The following is a 19,205-nucleotide window of genomic DNA, read 5'->3' as shown; positions in this document are numbered from 1 at the left end:
TTAGCATGACCTTCGACAGGGTCGGCGGGTGATTTGACGGAGCCGGGGCGGGGCCTCACCATCACGGGTTTCCCGCCGCGAAATCCCGCCATGTACAAGCTCGTACTCATTCGTCACGGCCAGTCCCAGTGGAACCTCGATAACCGCTTCAGCGGCTGGGCCGACGTGGATCTCACCGAACAGGGCCTGGCCGAAGCCGCCGAGGCGGGCCGACTGCTCAAGGCCGAAGGCTATCGCTTCGACGTCGCGCACACCTCCGTGCTCAAGCGCGCCGTGCGCACCCTGTGGGGCGTGTTGGATGCGATGGACCAGATGTGGCTGCCGGTGGTCACCGACTGGCGCCTCAACGAGCGCCACTACGGCGGCCTCACCGGCCTCAACAAGGCCGAGACCGCGGCCAAGTACGGCGAGGACCAAGTCAAGGTATGGCGCCGCAGCTACGACATTCCGCCGCCGCCGCTGGACCGCGCCAGCAACGAGTCGGTGACCGACCCGCGCTACGCCAACCTCGATCCCTCGATGATCCCGGACACCGAGTGCCTGAAGGACACCGTGGACCGCGTGGTGCCCTACTGGCACGACGTGCTGGCCCCGGCCATCCGCTCCGGCCAGAACGTGGTGGTGGCCGCGCACGGCAACTCGCTGCGCGCGCTGGTGAAGTACCTGGACAACGTCTCCGACGAAGAAATCGTGGAACTCAACATCCCCAACGGCGTGCCGCTGGTGTACGAGTTTGACGAGAACCTCAAGCCGCTGCGCCACTACTACCTGGGCGACGCCGACGCCATCGCCGCGAAGATGGCCGCCGTGGCGAACCAGGGCAAGGCGAAGTAAGGCAAGGCCGATCGCGGATGACAGCCGTCATCCGCGATGGTTGTGGGCCGTCAGTCGTGCGGGCCACGCCAGGTCGCTAAGCTGCGCTCATCCCACGACGAGGCGACCGCGATGACCCCGAACATGATCTATGCGCTCATGATTCCGCTGATGGCCTTCGCCGTCTGGCGGCGCGTGCGCGGCAGCTTCGGGCCGCAGCCGATCCGGCGCAAGCGCATGATCGCCCGCATCGCCATCTTCAGCGTCATCGCCGCCCTGCTGGCGCTGGGCGGCCTGCACAACCTGCGCCTGCTGGAAGGTCTGATCGGTGGCGCGCTGGCGGGCGCCGCGCTGGGCGTGGCCGGCCTGCGCCTGACGCGCTTCGAGCGCGACGCCGCAGGCCAGGACCTCTACATACCCAATGCCTGGATCGGCGGCCTGCTGACCGTCCTGCTGATCGGCCGCCTGGCCTGGCGTTTCCTGGTGGCCCTGCCGCAGCTGCAGGACCCGGCGACCGCCCACGCCACGCCCGCCATGGGCAACAGCCCGCTGACGCTCGCCATCTTCGGGCTGATGATCGGCTACTACGTCTGCTACTTCGCGGGGCTGCTGGTGCATCACCGCCGCTTCGAGCGGGCGCAGCTGGCGACGTGACGCCTTAACGCCTTAAAGTGCGTCGCCGTCCATCTCACCGGTGCGGATGCGGATCACCTGTTCCAGCGGGCTGACGAAGATCTTGCCGTCGCCGATCTTGCCGGTCTTGGCCGACGCCTGGATGGCTTCCACCACGCGGTCCACCTGGTCGTCGCTGACGGCCACTTCCAGCTTGATCTTGGGCAGGAAGTCCACCACGTACTCGGCGCCGCGGTAGAGTTCGGTGTGGCCCTTCTGGCGGCCAAAGCCTTTCACCTCGGTCACCGTGATGCCCTGCACGCCCACTTCGGCCAGGGCCTCGCGCACATCGTCCAGCTTGAACGGCTTGATGATCGCAACCACCAGCTTCATGGGTTTTCCTCTCGACTTGGGGACGCCCGCCAAGGCAGCGGGTCAGGGAGCGGCATTTTGCCTGCCAGAGCCTGCAGCTGTCGCCTTTCGGTGCACTGTAGGAAAATGCCTACAAGTAGAAGTGGAGCAAGCCGATAGTGGCAGCAAAAGCTATGAACCTAAACTTTCATCCGACGAGTTCGAGGTGCTGTCCATGATGGATAGGCAGGATATCGATCAACTTGCCCAGCGTCTTGTTTCGTTGGTTCCAAATGGATTGGCTCAGGCGCATCAGGATTTGCGCACCAACTTCGGCGATGTCCTGGCGCAGGGATTGCGCCGCCTTGATCTAGTCACCCGCGAGGAGTTTGAAGTCCAGAGCCAGCTCTTGGCACGCACCCGTGCCAAGGTCGAGGCCCTGGAGAAGCGAATCGCAGATCTCGAGGCTGGTGCGGGCACCTGACTGACGAGGTGCGGCACGGGCCCACGTCCCGGGAGCCGCCCCCGATCCGTCACCCTCACCCCGAGAACGATCGGGGGCGGCTATTTTTCTTTGCAGGCTGCGTGAGGGAGTTGCTCCGTGTTTCAAACTGGCAGCTACTCCCGCGCCCGGCTTGTGCGAGCGCCATGAGCCTTGCCGTCACCCTCAGTCGAGCCCAGGAAGGCGTAGCGGCGCCCCAGGTCATGGTGGAAGTCCACCTGTCCGGCGGCCTGCCGGGCACCAATATCGTCGGTTTGCCCGAAGCGGCCGTGCGCGAAGCGCGCGACCGCGTGCGCGTGGCCATCCAGAACACCGCGTTCGAATACCCCAACCGCAAGGTCACGGTGAATCTCGCCCCGGCCGAGCTGCCCAAGGACGGCGGCCGCTTCGACCTCGCCATCGCGCTGGGCATCCTGGCGGCGGGCGGGCAGGTGCCGCGCGAAAAGCTCGACGACTGCGAATTCCTTGGCGAACTGGCTCTATCCGGCGCCCTGCGCGGGGTATCGGGCGTCCTGCCGGCGCTGTTGCGCGCCCGTGCGCGCGGCCGGCGCGTGGTGGTGCCTCGCGCCAACGCGGCCGAAGCCGCCCTGGTTTCCGATGCCGAGGTGCTGGTCGCCGATACCCTGGCCGATGTCTGCGGCTGGCTGCGCGGCGCGCAGGACCTGGCCCCGCCGGGCGAGGCGTCCGGCGTCTACGACGAAACCATCGGGCCCGACCTGGCCGACGTGCGCGGCCAGCTGCAGGCGCGCCGTGCGCTGGAGATCGCCGCCGCGGGCGGCCACCATCTATTGCTGCTTGGCCCTCCAGGCACGGGCAAGACCATGCTGGCCGAGCGCCTGCCGGGCATCCTGCCGCCGCTGAGCGAGTCTGAGGCGCTGGAAACCTGTGCCGTGCTTTCCGTGGCCGGGCAATCGGTGGACCCGAAACTATGGCGGCGCCGCCCCTTCCGCGCGCCGCACCACACGAGTTCGGCCGTCGCCCTGGTGGGCGGCGGCGCGGTGCCCCGACCCGGCGAGATCTCGCTGGCCCACAACGGCGTGCTGTTCCTCGACGAGCTGCCGGAGTTCGGCCGACACGTGCTGGATGTGCTGCGCGAGCCGATGGAGTCGGGCCATATCGTCATCTCGCGCGCGGCGCGCCAGTCGACCTTCCCGGCCCAGTTCCAGCTGGTGGCGGCGATGAACCCCTGTCCCTGCGGTTATGCGGGTGATCCGCGCAACCGTTGCCAGTGCACGCCCGACCAGATCCAGCGCTATCGGGCGCGCATTTCCGGTCCATTGATGGACCGCATCGACCTGTGCATCGAAGTGCCGCGCGTTCCCCTGGGCGAGCTTGGCACGTCGCGCGGCGCCAACGACGAGGATTCGGCCACCGTCCGCGCCCGCGTGGTGAAAGCCCGCCAGCACGGACTGATGCGCGCCGGCCGCGCGAACGCCGAGATCAGCACCCGCGAACTGGAACGCGATTGCGCGCTGGGCCAGGCCGAACGCCATTGGTTTGAAGGCGCGCTGGAGCGCCTTGGCCTGTCGGCGCGCGCCTATCACCGCACCCTGCGCGTCGCCCGCACCATCGCCGACCTGGACGGCGGCGCCGCCTTGCTGGACCGCACCCACCTAGCCGAAGCCCTGATGTATCGCCGTTTCTGAGACGGCGGCGTAGGCCTTATGGCCCTTGCGGGTAATTTTTGAACTGACGGGTATTGACTTGGTTCGAGCCAGGCGTATTATCTGTACCCGCTAGTTCTGCATTGAACTATGCCAGCCACCCCGGTATCGGTACTCCCTCCCCCCCTCCCCCGTCCGATACCGGGGCTTGGCCCTCTCTCCTTCCCCCTGTGTTCTTGGCCGATTCGCTCCATTGCCAATGGACGATGGCGCCGCGCGCGTGGTCCGATAGCTCCATTGCGATCGCTCGAAGGACCGTGCATGACGCTCGATCTCGGACTGCTGCTGGTTTGCATCCTGGGTGTTGGTTTCCTCTGCCAGTGGCTCGCCTGGCGGGTGAAGCTGCCGGCGATCCTGTTCCTGCTGCTGGCGGGCATCCTGATGGGGCCGGTCGGCGGCGTGCTGAAGCCGGATCGATTACTGGGCCCCTTGCTGTTCCCCGTCGCGGCGCTGGCGGTGGCGGTGATCCTGTTTGAAGGCAGCCTGACGCTGCACTTCAGCGAACTGCGCGAGATCGGCCGCGGCGTGCGCGGGCTGGTGACGTATGGCGCGATCATCGCCGTGTTCCTGCTGGGCGTGGCTGCCCATTACCTGGCGGGCTTGAGCTGGGAAGTCGCCTTGCTGTTCGGCGCGCTGACCTGCGTCACCGGTCCCACGGTAATCGCGCCGATGTTGCGCACGGTGCGTCCGAACGCGCGCATCGCCAACACGCTGCGGTGGGAAGGCATCGTGATCGATCCGCTGGGCGCGTTGTTCGGCGTGCTGATCTACGAGGCCATCGTGTCGCGTCACCAGGGACACACCATCGGCGTGTTTCTAGCGGTGATCGCCAGCGGCGTGCTGATCGGCCTGCTGGCGGCGGGGCTGCTCGCCTTCCTGCTGCGCCGGCAGATGATCCCGGAGTATCTGCAGAACTACGGCACGCTGTGCGCGGTGCTGTTGGCCTTCACGCTTTCCAATGCGATCACGCACGAATCGGGGCTGCTCACCGTGACGGTGATGGGCATGGCGCTGGGCAATATGCGCGGCATGCACATCGACGACATTCTCGATTTCAAGGAAAACCTCACCACGCTGCTGGTGTCGACCTTGTTCATCCTGCTGGCGGCACGCCTGCACTGGCCACTGCCGGATGGCCTGCTGTGGTCGGGCATCGCCATCTTCGTGGTGGCGCAGTTGATCGTGCGGCCGGTGACGGTGGCGATCGCCAGCGTGGGCAGCAGCCTGAGCTGGCGCGAGCGCGCCCTGATCGCCTGGATAGCGCCGCGCGGCATCGTGGCGGCGGCGGTGTCCGCGCTGTTCGCGCTGAAGCTCGAAGCGCTGGGCATGCAGGGCGCGGGACAACTGGTGCCGCTGGTCTTCATCCTGATCATCGGCACCGTGGTGCTGCAGAGCGCGACGGCGCGTCCGCTGGCTCGTTGGTTGAAGGTGGCCGAGCCCGATCCCACGGGCGTGCTGATCTACGGTGCCGACGAGGCGGGACGCGCCGTGGCGCGCGCGCTGGCGGATGCGGGTTTTCACGTGGTGGTGGCGGACGAGCACTGGGAAGGCATCAAGCGCGCACGCATGGAGGGCCTGCAGACCTTCTTCGGTTTTCCTGCGTCGTCGTATGCCGAGCGGCATCTGGATCTCACCGGCATCGGCCGGTTGCTGGCCATGTCGACGCATCGCGAGCGCAATGCGCTTGCCTGCGTGTATTACCGGCAGGAATTCGGGCGCGGCAAGGTCTATCGGCTGAGCAACGAGGATGGCCAGGACACCGGCAGCCGCGTGCGCCTGGGCGGCGATCTTTCCGCGCCCAGCCTGTTCGAGGCGGACATGACGCACGAGCGCTTCCTCGAGCGTCTTGCCGAAGGCTGGCGCATCAAGTCGACGCGGCTCACCGCCACGTTCGACTGGCCCCACTTCATCGAGCAATACGGTTCGCCGACAGTGCTGCTGTTTGGCGTGGAGGAGAAAGGCGCGCTGCGCGTGGCATCGGTGAAGCGCGAGCTGGAACCGCGTCCGGGCTGGACGGTGATCGCGCTGGTGCCGCCGGATTCGGCGTCGTAGCGAACGCATTCCCTGCGTGCATGCGTGGGGGCGCTGGACAGGGCCGCGCTCCCCACGCACGCGCCGACGTCCCTGTCGGCTTACGCGAGGCAGGCAACGATCAGGCCGCGCTGGCCTGACGCGAGGCGTGGAACTGCGCCTCTTCGGTGGAACCCTTGAGCGCGGTGGTGGACGACTGCCCCTGCTGGATGGCCTGCGTCACGGCATCGAAGTAACCCGTGCCCACTTCGCGCTGGTGCTTCACCGCGGTGAAGCCGCGCTCGGCGGCGGCGAACTCCTTCTCCTGCAGCTCCACGAAGGCGCTCATCTGACGACGGGCATAACCATAAGCCAGATCGAACATGCCGTAGTTAAGACTGTGGAAGCCGGCCAGGGTGATGAACTGGAACTTGTAGCCCATGGCGCCCAGTTCTTTCTGGAACTTGGCGATGGTGGCGTCGTCCAGGTTCTTCTTCCAGTTGAAGCTGGGCGAGCAGTTGTAGGCCAGCAGCTTGCCCGGATAGCGCGCGTGGATGGCCTCGGCGAACTTGCGTGCCTCCTCCAGGTTGGGCTTGCTGGTCTCGCACCACACGAGATCGGCATACGGCGCATACGCCAGGCCGCGGCTGATGGCCTGGTCCAGGCCGGGACGCACGCGGAAAAAGCCTTCGACCGTGCGCTCGCCGGTAACGAACGGCTTGTCGTTGTCGTCGATGTCGGAGGTGAGCAGGTCGGCCGCGTCGGCATCGGTGCGCGCCACGATCAAGGTCGGCACGCCGAGCACGTCGGCGGCGAGACGTGCGGCGTTGAGCTTGTCCACCGCCTCGCGCGTCGGCACCAGCACCTTGCCGCCCATGTGGCCGCACTTCTTGACCGAGGCAAGCTGGTCTTCGAAGTGAACGCCGGCGGCGCCCGCCTCGATCATCGCCTTCATCAGCTCGAACGCGTTGAGGACGCCGCCGAAGCCCGCTTCCGCGTCGGCCACGATGGGCACTATCCAGTCGATGTCGTCCTGCCCTTCCGCGTGATGCAGCTGGTCGGCGCGCATCAGCGTATTGTTGATGCGCTTGACCACCTGCGGCACGGAGTTGGCCGGGTACAGCGACTGGTCGGGATACATCTCGCCGGCGAGATTCGCATCGGCCGCCACCTGCCAGCCGCTCAGGTAGATGGCCTGCAACCCGGCCTTCACCTGCTGCATGGCCTGATTGCCGGTGAGCGCGCCGAGCGCGTTGACGAAATCCTCCTTGTGCAGCGACTTCCACAGGCGTTCCGCGCCGCGGCGGGCCAGCGAGTGCTCCACCGGCACGGTGCCGCGCAGGCGCGCCACGTCGTCCGCGCTGTAGTTGCGCTGGATGCCGCTCCAGCGGGGATTGTTCTTCCAGTCGAGCGCGATCTGTTCGGCGGTGGGCAGCGTGTTCTTCATGGTGATGACTCCTGCATGCGTGATGACAGAGCGGACTTCAAAGCTGCTGGTAAGCCGCCAGGGTGAGGAAGTCGCCGAGTTCGTCGGCGTGCGTAAGCTGCCTGAGCAGTGCCGCCGCCTGTTCGGCGCGATGCGCGTACGGGCCCTTGCTTTCGATCAGCCGGTGCGTGTGTTTGGTGAGCGCGTGATCGAACAAGGCAAAGTCGATCGGTGCGTGGTCGGTGAATTCCAGCGGGCCGCGATGCAGCCACTGCCAGATCTGCGAGCGCGCGATTTCGGCGGTGGCGGCGTCTTCCATCAGGTGATGGATGGGCACGCAGCCCTGCCCGTCCAGCCACGACGCGGTGTAGCGCAGCGCCACTTCCACGTTGTTGTCGAAGCCGGCGCGCGTAATCGTGCCGCTGCACGGTGCGATCAGCTGGTCGCGGCACACCTTCACGTCGCTGCGCGTCACGTTGAGCTGGTTGGGCGAGGGCATGTACTTGTCGAACACTTCCTGCGCCACCGGCACCAGCGCCGGATGCGCCACCCACGTGCCGTCGTGGCCGGCCTGCACCTCGCGCAGCTTGTCGGCGCGCACCTTGGCCAGTGCGGCTTCGTTGGCTTCGTCGTCACCCTTGATCGGAATCTGCGCGGCCATGCCGCCCATGGCGAAGGCGCCGCGGCGATGGCAGGTCTGGATCAGCAGTTCCGAATAGGCCTTCAGGAAAGGCACCGTCATCAACACCTGGCTGCGATCGGGCAGCAGGCGGTCGCGATGGCTGCGGAAGGTCTTGAGGTAGGAAAAGATGTAATCCCAGCGGCCGCAGTTGAGGCCGACCGCGCGGCCGCGCAGCGCGTGCAGGATCTCGTGCATCTGGAACACGGCCGGCAGCGTTTCGATCAGCACCGTGGCCTTCATGCAGTCGGACGGCAGGTCGAGCGCGGTCTCGGCGGCGGCCATCACGTCGTCCCACAGCGCGGCCTCTTCCATCGCCTGCAGCTTGGGCAGGTAGAAGTAGGGGCCGCGGTCGCGAGCCTGCAGCGCACGGGCGTTGTGGAAGGCGAACAGGCCGAAGTCCACCAGCGCGCCGGCCATGGGCTCGCCATCGACGGTGATGTGACGCTCCGGCAGATGCCAGCCGCGTGGACGCACGATCAGCACGGCCGGGTTGCCGTTGACGCGGTAGTGCTTGCCCTCCGGCGAGGTGTACTCGATCGAGCCGTTCACCGCGTCGCGCAGGTTGATCTGGCCGTCGATCTGGTTGTCGAAGGTGGGCGCGGAGGAATCCTCGAAGTCCGCCATGAACACCTTTGCGCCGGAATTGAGCGCGTTGATGATCATCTTGCGCTCGACCGGGCCGGTGATCTCCACCCGGCGGTCGCGCAGGGCCGGCGGGATCGGCGCCACCGTCCAGCTGCCCTCGCGGATGGCGGCGGTGTCGGCGCGGAAGTCCGGCAGCTCGCCGGCGTCGTAGCGGGCCTGGCGCGCCTCGCGGGCGGCCAGCAACTCAAGCCGCCGGGCGTCGAACTGGCGGTGCAGCTCGGCCAGAAAGGCCAGGGCCTCCGGCGTCAGGATGGCGGCATGCTCGGGGCGTATCCCGCCCGGGGCCTGGACCTGGGCCGGGGAAAGCGCAACGCGTTCCTTGGGAACGGCCATGAGGAATCTCCGTGATGACGATGGGATGACACTAGGTCACGGAAATTTGCTTTGACAAAGCAAATGTTTCAATTTTTGCTATTGTCTTTCTTAATGCAATGGGCAACTCATTGAGTTGATGGGCATTAAAATGGCCGCCAAACCCCTGAACAAGCCAAAAAAGACCCGTTCCGCCGCCGGCAAGCGCCGTACGGCAGCGCATGGTCGGGCCGACGAATCGGGCCGGTTCTATTACAAGGGCAACCGGCAGAAGCAGATGCGGGCCTTTGTCTACACCGTGAAGCTGGGCACCCTGACCCGTGCCGCCGAGGCGCTGTTCCTGTCTCAGCCCACGGTGAGCCTTCAGCTTCAGGCGCTGGAACGCGAGCTGGGCGTCAGCCTGCTGGAGCGCCGCCGCCGCCGCATCAACCTCACCGATGCCGGCGAGGCCCTGTACGAGCTGGCCCGCCCGCTGGTGGAGGGCTGGGAGAACCTGGACCGCGACTTCCACGCCAAGGTGAAGGGCATGCAGGGCGGGCGCCTGACTATCGCCGCCGGCACCTCGACCATCCAGTACCTGCTGCCGGATCTGGTGCGCCGTTACCGCGAACGCTTTCCCGAGGTGCAGTTGCAGCTCGCCAACGTGACCGGCAAGGACGGCCTGGCGCTATTGCGCGCCGATGAGGCGGATTTTGCCGTGGGCTCCATGCTCGACGTGCCCAACGACATCGCCTGGGCGCCAGTGCATCACTATGACCCGATGCTGATCATGCCGCCCGACCACCCGCTGGCGGCGAAGGCGACGATCACGCTGCAGGATCTCTCGCCCTACGGCCTGATTCTTCCGCCGCAGCGCCTGTCCACGTATCGACTGGTGGACCTTGTGTTCCAGCAGCAGCAGGTGCCGTACCGCGTCGCCATCGAGGTGGGCGGCTGGGATGTGATCAAGGAATACGTGGCGATGGGGCTGGGCATTTCCATCGTCACCGGCATCTGCATCACCGAGGCCGACCGCGGACGTCTGGCCGTCCGAAACATGAAGCAATACTTCCCCCAGCGCAGCTACGGCGTGGTGATGCGCAAGGGCAAATTCCTGAGCCCGGAGGCGAGGGCGTTCATCGATCTGGTGAAGCCGGGCATGCTCACGCATCGCGACTACGACGAGTCGGGGCATTCCGAGCGCTAGGCTCGATGCGTTTGTCAGGCTGGGCGCTGCAGTGCCAGCTTCACGCCGAAACCCAGCAGCACCGTGCCGCAGACGCGATCCATCCATTGCCCGACACGCGGGCGCGTGGTCAGCAGGTGATGGATCTTTCCGCCTAGCAGGGCGAGCACCATCGACCACACGGTTCCCGTGCCGATAAAGCTCAGGCCCAGCACCAGCAGGCCAAGCTGCGGATGCGTCGCCTGCATCGACACGAACTGCGGCAGAAACGCCAGGAAGAACAGCGCCACCTTGGGATTCAGCACATTGGTCAGCATGCCCTGGCGGAATGCGGCGCCGAGCCCACGGCCGCGCGTCTCCGCGGATTTACGCGCACCGCCAGGCGACAGCAGCATGCGCAGGCCGATCCACACCAGGTACGCCGCGCCCGCATACTTCAACACGCTGAAGGCAAGCGCGGACGTCATCAGGACCGCCGAAATGCCAAGCACCGCCGCCAGCGTATGCACGATGCATCCCGCATTGATGCCCAGCGCCGCCGCTACGCCCACGCCACGGCCCTCGCGGCCGCTGCGGGTGAGGATGTAGAACGTATCCAGCCCCGGCGTGAGGTCCAGCGCGATGCACGCGAGCAGGAAGGCGTCGAAGTGCTGGATGCCGAGTGAGCCCATGATCGATCAGTCGTTCGCGTTACGGTGTTTGCCGCGATAGGGCGTGAACAGCGCGCGGATGCGCGCCATGTCGGCATCGGGATCGTCCGTGGCGCGCACCACAGGGCCAAAGGTAAACGTCTTGGACGGGTAATCCAGGAACAGCGTCTGGATCGGCACGTTGGCGTCACGCGCGATGCGCAGGAAGCCGGACTTCCAGTTCTTGACCTTCTTGCGAGTGCCTTCGGGCGTGATGCCCAGCCACATGCGGTCCTTCTCGCGGAAGCGCTGCACCATCTGGTCCACCACGTTGAGCGCGGCGCTGCGGTTGATCGGGATCATGCCGATGGGGCGCAGGATGATGCCGAGCGGGCCGTCCAGCACCTCGCGCTTGATCATGATGTTGATGTCCACGCCGATGCCGATCTTCATCAGCAGTCCGTAGTAGCCGTCCCAATAGGAGGAATGCGGCGCGCCGATGATGATCAGCTTGGGCTCGTTCGGCAGCTGGCCGATCAGTTTCCAGCCGGACAGCCGCAGCAGGCAGCGGGCGAACCACGGCCAGAATTTGCTCTTGAGTTTGGGGGCTTCGGGTGGGGCAGGGGGGAGCATCGGCGTGCTCATTCGCGACTCCAGTCACGCGACCGTGTTTGCTTGATCTTGCCGCGCTGTTGCTTGCCGGCGAGGCGCCGTTCCTGCGAGCCGCGGGTGGGTTTGGTGGCGATGCGCGCCTTGGGCACCACGAGCGCGGCGCGGATGATCTCCACCAGCCGCTCGCGGGCGTCTTCGCGGTTGCGGCCCTGGTCGCGGAAGCGGCGCGCCTGGATCACCAGCACGCCCTCGTCGGTCAGGCGGCGGTCGCGGCGGGCCAGCAGGCGTGCGCGCAGCGGTTCGGGCAGGGAAGGCGAGCGCGCCACGTCGAAACGCAGCTCCACCGCGCTTTCGGTGCGGTTGACGTGTTGTCCGCCGGGGCCGTCTGCGCGAAGGAAACGCTCAGTCAGCTCGGTCTCGGGCAGGACGATGGATCGGCTGATCGTGAGCATGGCGCAAAGTTTAGCGGGCGCAGGTGACAGGCCGCCACGACGCAGCGCATCAGAGCGTGGGCAGCGTCCAGCCGAAGCGCACGAGCAGGGCGGCGTACGCCGCGTCCAGCGGCGCCTGCAGCCGCATCGGCTCGCCGCTGACGGGGTGCGCGAAGCTCAACCGCCAGGCGTGCAGCAGCATGCGGTGGCAGCCGAAATACTGCTTGTATAGGCGGTTGTGGTCGCTGCGGCCGTGCTGGCAGTCGCCGATGATCGGATGGTGGATATGCGCCATGTGCTTGCGGATCTGGCGAAAGCGGCCGGTGTGCGGCTCGGCCAGCACCATCGCGTAGCGCTGCTGCGGGTAGCGCCCGAGCGCGATGGGCACTTCCACCGTGGCGAGCCGGCGATAGCTGGTGCTCGCCTCGCGGCGCGGCCCGGTGTCGCGCGAGCCGGGCAGGGCGTAGTCGATCAGCGCTTCCTCCGGCTCCGGCCAGCCGCGCACCACGGCCAGGTACTGTTTGTGCACGTCGCGCCCCATGAACTGCTCGCCGAGCGCAGCGGCGATTTCCGAGGAACGGGCGACCAGGATCACGCCGCTGGTGGCGCGATCCAGCCGGTGCGCGAGATAGGTCGTGCCGCCGACCTGTTCGCGCAGCACGTCGATGAGGAACTCCTCCGCGTTGCCGACCATTTTGGAGCGGTGCACGGCCAAGCCCGCAGGTTTGTTGACCGCGATGATGGCGTCGTCTTGGTGGAGGATGTCGAGCACTGTCATTGTCCAAAGTGGCGCGCAAAGGTCTCGCGCCATACAACGAAGCCGTCATTCCGGCGTAGGCCGGAGGCGCTTTTCAACAGCCGAAAGGCTGGTCATCCAGTGGCGTAACCGCCTGTATGTGCCCTGAGGCCCTGGGTCCCGGCCTGCGCCGGGACGACGTTGAGGCAGGTTTAACGCCGCGGCCAGCCCACTACGAAAGCAATCAGACCTGCCACACCGACCACGGCCGCATGCCACGCACCATGCTCCGGCGCCAGCGCCCACACCACCGCACTACCGATCAACAGGCTGCTGCCTAGCAAGCCAAACGACACCACGCGGCGCGTGCGCTGCGCCTCGTCGCGTTGCTGCTCCAGTGCGCGCGGATCGCTGATGGTCTGGCGTTCGCCCTTGGCCACCTGCTGCAGCGCGTTGCGCACCAGTTCCGGGAATTGGGGCGCGGCGTGGAACCATTCCGGCAGATGCTTGCGCAGTTCGCGCAATGTGCGGCGCGGGCTGTAGCGTTCGCGCAGGATGCGCTTGAGCACCGGATGCGCCACGGCCCAGATGTCGATCTCCGGATCGAGCATGCGGCCCACGCCTTCGATATTGAGCAGGGTCTTCTGCAGCAGGATCAGCTGCGGCTGCAGCGTCAGCTCATAGCGCCGTGCGGTCTGGAACAGTTTCACCACCAGCTCGGCCAGCGAAATCTGCGACAGCGGGCGGGTGAAGTACGGCTCGCACACGGTGCGTACGGCGGCGGTGAGCTCGTCCAGGCGCACGGTCGAGGGCATCCAGCCCGCGTCCACGTGCAGTTGCGCGATGCGCGCATAGTCGCGCTCGAACAGCGCGATGAAGTTCTGCGCCAGCCAGTACTGGTCCTGCTCCGGCAGCGAACCCATGATGCCGAAATCCAGCGCGATGAAGCGCGCATCGTTCGGCCGCGACGTGTCCACCCAGATGTTGCCGGGGTGCGCATCGGCGTGGAAGAAGTTGTCGCGGAACACCTGTTCGTAGAACAGCCGCACGCCCTTTACCGCGAGCGCCTTGCGGTCGATGCCGGCGGCGTCGAGCGAGGCGATGTCGTCGCAGCTCACGCCGTAGACGCGCTCCAAGGTGAGCACGCGCGCGCTGGTCAGGTCCCAGTGCACCGCGGGCACGTAGAGGTCCTCGCCGCTCTGGAAATTGCGGCGCAGCAGGCTGGCGCTGGCGCCTTCGCGCTGCAGGTCCAGCTCGTTCTCCAGCATTTTCTCGACTTCGGCGACCACGTCGAGCGGGCGGATCTTGTCGGCATTCGGGTGCCAGCGCTGCGCCAGTTCGCCCAGCGAGCGCAGCAGCTTGATGTCGCGTTCGATGCGCTGGTCGATGCCCGGACGCAGCACCTTGACCACCACCGCGCTGCCGTCTTCCAGCGTGGCCGCATGCACCTGCGCGATGGATGCGGAGGCCAGCGGCGTCTCGTCAAAACTCGTGTACAGCGAAGTGACCGGCGCCTTCAGTTCCTGCTCAATGATCGCGCGTGCCTCGGCGCCCGGAAACGGCGGCACCTGATCCTGCAGTTGCGCGAGTTCGTCAGCGATATCCGCCGGCACCAGGTCGCGGCGCGTGGACAGCACCTGGCCGGCCTTGACGAAGATGGGGCCCAGCTCGGTGAGCGCCAGGCGCAGGCGCGCGCCGCGGGAAAGCTGCGTGATGTCGGTGCGCGGGCGCGCCACGAACGGGCGCACCAGCTTCAACGGGCGGAACAGGTGCGCGTCGTCCACCAGCTCGTCGAGGCGATAGGCCAGCAGCACGGAAGCCACGCGTATCACGCGCGGTACGACCTTCAGGGGAACCCTCACGCGACCGGCCCCTTCTTCAGGCGTTGCTCCAGCCGTGCCAGTCGCGCCTCGAGGCGATCGGCGCGTTCGCGCAGATCGTCCACGCCATCCAGGAAACCTTCCACTTCGCCCGGCGCTGCCGCCACGCGCGCTTCATCGCGCAGCCAGTCGGCGGTATCGGCGGTGAGGTGGCTGGCGGTTTCCTTGGCATGCGCCAGGCCTTGGCGCACGGCCTTGGCCAGCGGCACGCCGAGCACCTCGCCGAAGGTGCGCGCAAAGGCCTCTTCAAAATCGGGGGCGAACTTGCTGGCGAGTTTTTCCAGGCGGCGGGCGAGGTCCGCATCGCCCGCGATCTCCACCTTGCCCGGCGCCACGCCCTCGTCATCGCGCTTCACCAGCATGGCGAGCAGGCTGCCCGGCGTGGCGGCGACGCGCAGGTGGTTGTCGTCCTGTGCGGGGCCAACCTTCAGCCGGTCACCTTGCACCGTCACCGACAGCGCGAGTTCCGGGCCGCGCAGATGCAATTGCACGCTGCGGCCATCGAGCGCGGACAGCCGGCCCTGCGTTTCCGGGTCGAGCGACAAGGTGTGGTTAAGCGCGGTTTCCAGCGCGCGGCCGGCGAGGGCGCGCAGCGGGCGAGGGAGCAATGACTGGAGGGATGGGGCGGTCATTGGGCGATTGTAGCCGCTCGCGTTGCGCGGCCGGTGCGGGCGGTTTTGTCGATGTCGACAGCACGCGCGATCTTCGGGTGTGGGCCGCGCCCGCGCACGCCATCACCGCGCCGCGCCGACAAACCCCATCTGCCGCCACGCCTCATACACCGCCACCGCCACGGTATTGGACAGATTGAGGCTGCGACTGTCCGGCCGCATCGGCAGCCGCAGGCGCTGCGCTTCGGGAATGGCGTCGAGCACCTCGCCGGGCAGGCCGGCGGTTTCGCAGCCGAACAGCAGGGCGTCGCCTTCGGCGAAGCGGGCGTCGACATGGGCCACGCGACCGCGCGTGGAGAAGGCGAACACGCGTGGCTGGCCGATGCGCTCGAGGCAGCTGGCAAGGTCGTCATGCACGGCCAGCTGCGCGTATTCGTGATAGTCCAGGCCTGCGCGGCGCAGGCGGGCATCGTCCAGCTCGAATCCCAGGGGGCGGATCAGGTGCAACGAGGCGCCGGTGTTGGCGCACAACCTGATCGCGTTGCCGGTGTTGGGGGGTATTTCCGGTCGAAAGAGGATGACATGCAGCATCCGGCCATTATCGGGGTTCTCCCATCCCCCGCGTAGTGGCCGCCCAACGGCGAGCGTCCTTGCTCAGCCGTTGGTGATGCGGGGGCACACCACGCCATCGGGCGGCAAGGCGCACGCGGTGGCGGCGGGCGTGGCGATCAACTGGCCGGCGCTGCCGGCGGCGGCGAGGCGAATGGCCTGGGGAGTCGCGTTCACCATGGCACCCAGCACGAGTCCGCAAACCAGCAGGCAGGCAACGAAGAGGCCGCGCAGCATCAGGGTTTCGAATTTCATGATCATGTCTCCGATGAAAGTGGGGTAGGTCCTGCACGGTAGATATGGCAAGCGCCGTGCCAACGGCTGCTTGTGGCTCAAGTGGCTGTCTTTTCGGGAATTTCTGTTTTTCAGGGAAGGCGCTTCGCTGTCCGCGGACAGCGACCGGGCGTGGCCGGACAGGGCGCGGACACTGTCCGGACGGGGTGCGTTCTGGTTATGGCGCCGTGGCGACGAACGAAGCGGCCCGCGGGTGGTCCACCATGCCATTGGTCATTTGCCAAAGCCCCTGGGGCGTGGCTAGCCTCGATTCGCTCATCCATCAAAAACAGGAGTGTCGTGATGGCAAGAAAGCCCCTCGCCCTGCTCGTCGCAGGTGTACTCAGCATGTCGGCCGGCTTGCCCGCGATCGCCGCGCCCCAGGCGGCGCCCGTCGAGTCCACCCAGGCCGTGCCGGACATCGCCTTCACGCGCTTCACCCTGCCCAACGGCCTGACCGTGGTGGTGCATGAGGACCACAAGGCGCCCGTGGTGGCCGTGAGCATCTGGTATCACGTGGGCTCGGCCGACGAACCCAAGGGCAAGACCGGCTTCGCGCACCTGTTCGAGCACCTGATGTTCTCCGGCTCGGAGAACCACAAGGGCACGTACTTCCAGCCGTTCGAGCTGGCCGGCGCCACCGACATGAACGGCACCACCTGGTTCGACCGCACCAACTATTTCGAAACCGTGCCCACCACCGCGCTCGACATGGCGCTGTGGATGGAGTCCGACCGCATGGGCCACCTGCTGGGCGCCATCGGCCAGAAGGAGCTCGATACCCAGCGCGGCGTGGTGCAGAACGAAAAGCGCCAGGGCGAGAACCGCCCGTATGGCCGCGTGGACCAGAACATCCTGTCCAACACCTATCCGGCCAACCATCCGTACCAGCACGACACCATCGGCTCGATGGAAGACCTCAACGCGGCCTCGCTGGCCGACGTGAAGCAGTGGTTCCACGATTACTACGGCGCGGCCAACACCACCCTGGTGCTGGCGGGCGACATCACCGTGGCGGAAGCCAAGGCCAAGGCCGAGAAGTACTTCGGCGACATCCCGGCCGGCCCGCCGGTGCCGCGCCAGCAGGCGTGGATCACGCCGCTGGAAAAATCCACGCGCGGCATCCAGCACGACCACGTGGCGCAGCCGCGCATCTACCGCACCTGGGTGGTGCCGCAGCTGGGCACCGACGATTCCGTCCTGCTCGACCTTGCCTCCACCGTGCTCGGTGGCGGCAAGACCTCGCGCCTGTACCAGCGCCTGGTCTATCAGGACAAGCTGGTGGATGACGTGTCCGCCAGCATTTCGCCGTTCGCGCTGGCCAGCCAGTTCCAGATCCAGGCCGACATCAAGGAAGGCGTGGATCAGGCCAAGGTCGAGGCGGTCATCGCCGAAGAGCTGAAGAAGTTCCTGGCCGACGGTCCCACCGCCGACGAACTGGAGCGCGCCAAGATCGGCAACCGCGCCGGCTTCGTGCGCGGCCTGGAAAAGGTCGGCGGCTCCGGCGGCAAGGCGGTGATCCTGGCGGAAGGTCAGGTCTATCGCGGTGACCCGGCCGCCTACAAGAAAGACCTGGAGCGCGCCGACGCCGCCACGCCGGCCAGCGTCAAGGCCGCCGCCGACAAGTGGCTGATCAAGGGCGACTACCTGCTGACCGTGCTGCCGGCCGGCCCCAACGACAACCTCGACGCCGAGGACGCCAAGGTCGCCGCGCTGGGCCCGCAGGAAGGCCGCCCCGCCGCCAGGATGCCGGCCAGGCACGAGTACACCGTGGGCAAGAGCCAGGTGGACCGCAGCAAGGGCGTGCCCGAGGTGGCGCAGTTCCCGGATCTGAAATTCCCGGAGCTGGAGCACGGCAAGCTCAAGAACGGCATCGAGGTGATCCTGGCGAAGCGCCACACCATCCCGGTGACGCACATCCAGCTGCTGTTCGATGCCGGCTACGCGGCCGACCAGGGCCGCAAGCTCGGCACCGCCAGCTTCACCACCACGCTGATGAACGAGAGCACCAAGGATCTCGACTCGGTGGAAGTGGCCAAGCGCAAGCAGCGCCTGGGCGCGATCACCCGCGTCGGTTGCGGCCTCGACGCGTGCTCGGCCTCGCTCAACGCCTTGAACGACCAGTTGCAGCCCTCGCTGGCGCTGTTCGCCGACATCGTGCGCAACCCGGCGTTCAAGTCCGACGACATCGAGCGCATCCGCGGCCAGTGGCTGGCCGGCATCGCGCAGGAAAAGACCCAGCCCACCGCGCTGGCGCTGCGCACATTGCCGCCGCTGCTGTACGGCGCCAACCACGCCTACGGCATCCCGTTCACCGGCTCGGGCACGGAGGAGGCCATCAAGTCGATGCAGGCGTCGGACCTGTCCGCGTTCCAGCGCGACTGGCTGCGCCCGGACAACGTGAAGATCCTGGTCGCCGGCGACACCACGCTGCAGCAGATCATCCCGCAGCTCGATGCCGCCTTCGGTGACTGGAAGGCGCCGTCCAGCGCCGTGCCGAAGAAGAACGTCGCCACCGTGGCCGCGCAGTCCAAGCCGCGCGTGTTCCTCATCGACAAGCCGGATGCGCCGCAGTCGCTGATCCTTGCCGGCCTGCTCGCGCCTTCGAGCAAGGCGCCGAACGAGCTGGCCATCGATGTGGCCAACGGCGCCTTCGGCGGCAGCTTCACCTCGCGCCTCAACATGAACCTGCGCGAGGACAAGCGCTGGGCCTATGGCGCCTTCAGCTTCATGCGCGATGCGATCGGCCAGCGTCCGTTCCTGATGTACGCGCCGGTGCAGACCGACAAGACGGCCGAGTCCGCCAACGAAGTGTCCAAGGAAGCCAACGCCGTCATCGCCGCGCGTCCGCTCACCCAGCAGGAGGTGGACAAGATCAAGGACTCCAATGTGCGCGGCCTGCCGGGCAGCTTCGAGACGGCCTCTGAAGTGCTCGGCGCCATGACCGAGATCGTCCAGTACAACCGCCCGGAAGACTACGTGCAGACCCTCAAGGCCCGCACGGAGGCGGTGACCCAGCCGCAGGCGGAGGACGCGATCAAGGAGATCATCAAGCCGAACGCGCTGACCTGGGTGATCGTGGGCGACCTCAAGAAGATCGAAGCCCCCGTGCGCGCCCTGAAGCTGGGCGAGGTGCAGGTGATCGACGGCGACGGCAAGGCGGTGTCGGAAAAGCCGTCGAAGTAAGCGCGCGATCTTGAGCTCGAGGGGGCGGACGTTCACGTCCCCGGGTTAGGATGGAG

At 66.9% G+C, this 19,205-nt stretch carries 18 protein-coding genes; 7 read left to right on the top strand and 11 right to left on the bottom strand.

Annotated elements, in window-relative coordinates; all coding sequences use genetic code 11:
• Positions 1-90 precede the first annotated feature (90 nt).
• Together gpmA and BDW41_RS17635 are read left to right on the top strand one after the other, a co-directional pair.
• Positions 91-834 carry a 2,3-diphosphoglycerate-dependent phosphoglycerate mutase gene (gpmA, locus tag BDW41_RS17640; protein ID WP_074550185.1) on the top strand — a complete coding sequence of 248 codons (744 nt, stop codon included), beginning with the start codon at positions 91-93 and terminating at the stop codon, positions 832-834.
• A gap of 111 nt (positions 835-945) precedes the next feature.
• Complete coding sequence (locus BDW41_RS17635; protein WP_074550186.1) at positions 946-1,467, top strand: DUF1453 domain-containing protein; 522 nt, start codon at positions 946-948, stop codon at positions 1,465-1,467.
• A 12-nt stretch (positions 1,468-1,479) separates the two neighbouring features.
• Here the strand turns inward: BDW41_RS17635 and glnK are convergent, their stop codons facing one another.
• Positions 1,480-1,818, bottom strand: coding sequence for a P-II family nitrogen regulator (gene glnK, locus BDW41_RS17630; RefSeq protein ID WP_074550187.1), 339 nt, complete (start codon positions 1,816-1,818; stop codon positions 1,480-1,482).
• 193 nt (positions 1,819-2,011) lie between these two features.
• Between glnK and BDW41_RS17625 the strand changes: the two genes are divergently transcribed.
• The 3 genes from BDW41_RS17625 to BDW41_RS17615 all read left to right on the top strand — a co-directional run bounded on the left by BDW41_RS17625 (position 2,012) and on the right by BDW41_RS17615 (position 5,994).
• The gene (locus BDW41_RS17625; protein WP_074550367.1) at positions 2,012-2,260 is read left to right on the top strand and encodes an accessory factor UbiK family protein; all 249 of its coding nucleotides are present in this window, start codon (positions 2,012-2,014) and stop codon (positions 2,258-2,260) included.
• A gap of 164 nt (positions 2,261-2,424) precedes the next feature.
• Positions 2,425-3,924 carry a YifB family Mg chelatase-like AAA ATPase gene (locus tag BDW41_RS17620; protein ID WP_074550189.1) on the top strand — a complete coding sequence of 500 codons (1,500 nt, stop codon included), beginning with the start codon at positions 2,425-2,427 and terminating at the stop codon, positions 3,922-3,924.
• Between the two features lie 279 nt (positions 3,925-4,203).
• Entirely contained in the window at positions 4,204-5,994 is a 1,791-nt protein-coding gene (locus BDW41_RS17615) for a sodium:proton antiporter (protein ID WP_074550190.1), read from the top strand.
• A 100-nt stretch (positions 5,995-6,094) separates the two neighbouring features.
• Here the strand turns inward: BDW41_RS17615 and aceA are convergent, their stop codons facing one another.
• Together aceA and aceB are read right to left on the bottom strand one after the other, a co-directional pair.
• Positions 6,095-7,399 carry an isocitrate lyase gene (gene aceA / locus BDW41_RS17610; RefSeq protein ID WP_074550192.1) on the bottom strand — a complete coding sequence of 435 codons (1,305 nt, stop codon included), beginning with the start codon at positions 7,397-7,399 and terminating at the stop codon, positions 6,095-6,097.
• Between the two features lie 37 nt (positions 7,400-7,436).
• A complete protein-coding gene (aceB, locus tag BDW41_RS17605) occupies positions 7,437-9,038 on the bottom strand; it encodes a malate synthase A (RefSeq protein WP_074550194.1) in 1,602 nt (533 codons plus the stop codon).
• Between the two features lie 124 nt (positions 9,039-9,162).
• Between aceB and BDW41_RS17600 the strand changes: the two genes are divergently transcribed.
• Positions 9,163-10,203: a LysR family transcriptional regulator gene (locus BDW41_RS17600; RefSeq protein WP_074550369.1), complete on the top strand. Its 1,041-nt coding sequence runs from the start codon at positions 9,163-9,165 to the stop codon at positions 10,201-10,203.
• A gap of 14 nt (positions 10,204-10,217) precedes the next feature.
• Here BDW41_RS17600 and BDW41_RS17595 read toward each other — a convergent pair whose 3' ends face one another.
• From BDW41_RS17595 to BDW41_RS17560, 8 genes are all read right to left on the bottom strand, one after another.
• The gene (locus BDW41_RS17595; RefSeq protein WP_074550196.1) at positions 10,218-10,853 is read right to left on the bottom strand and encodes a LysE family translocator; all 636 of its coding nucleotides are present in this window, start codon (positions 10,851-10,853) and stop codon (positions 10,218-10,220) included.
• Between the two features lie 6 nt (positions 10,854-10,859).
• The gene (locus BDW41_RS17590; RefSeq protein ID WP_233496921.1) at positions 10,860-11,444 is read right to left on the bottom strand and encodes a 1-acyl-sn-glycerol-3-phosphate acyltransferase; all 585 of its coding nucleotides are present in this window, start codon (positions 11,442-11,444) and stop codon (positions 10,860-10,862) included.
• An 8-nt stretch (positions 11,445-11,452) separates the two neighbouring features.
• Entirely contained in the window at positions 11,453-11,875 is a 423-nt protein-coding gene (gene arfB / locus BDW41_RS17585) for an alternative ribosome rescue aminoacyl-tRNA hydrolase ArfB (protein WP_019465507.1), read from the bottom strand.
• 49 nt (positions 11,876-11,924) lie between these two features.
• Positions 11,925-12,626 carry a pseudouridine synthase gene (locus BDW41_RS17580; protein WP_074550371.1) on the bottom strand — a complete coding sequence of 234 codons (702 nt, stop codon included), beginning with the start codon at positions 12,624-12,626 and terminating at the stop codon, positions 11,925-11,927.
• Positions 12,627-12,802: 176 nt separating this feature from the next.
• Complete coding sequence (gene ubiB / locus BDW41_RS17575) at positions 12,803-14,440, bottom strand: ubiquinone biosynthesis regulatory protein kinase UbiB (RefSeq protein WP_074550373.1); 1,638 nt, start codon at positions 14,438-14,440, stop codon at positions 12,803-12,805.
• An 8-nt stretch (positions 14,441-14,448) separates the two neighbouring features.
• Positions 14,449-15,102, bottom strand: a complete 654-nt coding sequence (locus BDW41_RS17570) for an SCP2 sterol-binding domain-containing protein (protein ID WP_074550201.1) — start codon at positions 15,100-15,102, stop codon at positions 14,449-14,451.
• 102 nt (positions 15,103-15,204) lie between these two features.
• Positions 15,205-15,672 carry a tRNA (cytidine(34)-2'-O)-methyltransferase gene (locus BDW41_RS17565; RefSeq protein ID WP_074550203.1) on the bottom strand — a complete coding sequence of 156 codons (468 nt, stop codon included), beginning with the start codon at positions 15,670-15,672 and terminating at the stop codon, positions 15,205-15,207.
• Positions 15,673-15,735: 63 nt separating this feature from the next.
• Positions 15,736-15,945: a hypothetical protein gene (locus tag BDW41_RS17560; RefSeq protein ID WP_074550375.1), complete on the bottom strand. Its 210-nt coding sequence runs from the start codon at positions 15,943-15,945 to the stop codon at positions 15,736-15,738.
• Between the two features lie 321 nt (positions 15,946-16,266).
• Here BDW41_RS17560 and BDW41_RS17555 point away from each other — a divergent pair, with 321 nt between their 5' ends.
• On the top strand, positions 16,267-19,149 hold the full coding sequence (locus BDW41_RS17555; protein WP_074550204.1) for a pitrilysin family protein: 2,883 nt from the start codon (positions 16,267-16,269) through the stop codon (positions 19,147-19,149).
• Positions 19,150-19,205 lie beyond the last annotated feature (56 nt).

This window comes from Dyella sp. AtDHG13, from assembly GCF_003201105.1.
In the GTDB taxonomy this organism is placed as follows: domain Bacteria; phylum Pseudomonadota; class Gammaproteobacteria; order Xanthomonadales; family Rhodanobacteraceae; genus Dyella; species Dyella jiangningensis_B.
The sequence above is the reverse complement of the archived record's forward strand: the minus strand, read 5'-3'. Positions and strand labels throughout refer to the sequence as shown.

Bases quoted from the DNA above. Each gene is read 5' to 3' on its own strand.
- BDW41_RS17625 (WP_074550367.1), top strand. From the start codon at position 2,012: ATGATGGATAGGCAGGATATCGATCAACTTGCCCAGCGTCTTGTTTCG.
- BDW41_RS17620 (WP_074550189.1), top strand. From the start codon at position 2,425: ATGAGCCTTGCCGTCACCCTCAGTCGAGCCCAGGAAGGCGTAGCGGCG.
- gpmA (WP_074550185.1), top strand. From the start codon at position 91: ATGTACAAGCTCGTACTCATTCGTCACGGCCAGTCCCAGTGGAACCTC.
- BDW41_RS17555 (WP_074550204.1), top strand. From the start codon at position 16,267: ATGGCAAGAAAGCCCCTCGCCCTGCTCGTCGCAGGTGTACTCAGCATG.
- BDW41_RS17615 (WP_074550190.1), top strand. From the start codon at position 4,204: ATGACGCTCGATCTCGGACTGCTGCTGGTTTGCATCCTGGGTGTTGGT.
- aceB (WP_074550194.1), bottom strand. From the start codon at position 9,038: ATGGCCGTTCCCAAGGAACGCGTTGCGCTTTCCCCGGCCCAGGTCCAG.
- BDW41_RS17590 (WP_233496921.1), bottom strand. From the start codon at position 11,444: ATGCTCCCCCCTGCCCCACCCGAAGCCCCCAAACTCAAGAGCAAATTC.
- glnK (WP_074550187.1), bottom strand. From the start codon at position 1,818: ATGAAGCTGGTGGTTGCGATCATCAAGCCGTTCAAGCTGGACGATGTG.
- BDW41_RS17595 (WP_074550196.1), bottom strand. From the start codon at position 10,853: ATGGGCTCACTCGGCATCCAGCACTTCGACGCCTTCCTGCTCGCGTGC.
- BDW41_RS17635 (WP_074550186.1), top strand. From the start codon at position 946: ATGACCCCGAACATGATCTATGCGCTCATGATTCCGCTGATGGCCTTC.
- BDW41_RS17570 (WP_074550201.1), bottom strand. From the start codon at position 15,102: ATGACCGCCCCATCCCTCCAGTCATTGCTCCCTCGCCCGCTGCGCGCC.
- BDW41_RS17560 (WP_074550375.1), bottom strand. From the start codon at position 15,945: ATGAAATTCGAAACCCTGATGCTGCGCGGCCTCTTCGTTGCCTGCCTG.
- aceA (WP_074550192.1), bottom strand. From the start codon at position 7,399: ATGAAGAACACGCTGCCCACCGCCGAACAGATCGCGCTCGACTGGAAG.
- arfB (WP_019465507.1), bottom strand. From the start codon at position 11,875: ATGCTCACGATCAGCCGATCCATCGTCCTGCCCGAGACCGAGCTGACT.
- BDW41_RS17565 (WP_074550203.1), bottom strand. From the start codon at position 15,672: ATGCTGCATGTCATCCTCTTTCGACCGGAAATACCCCCCAACACCGGC.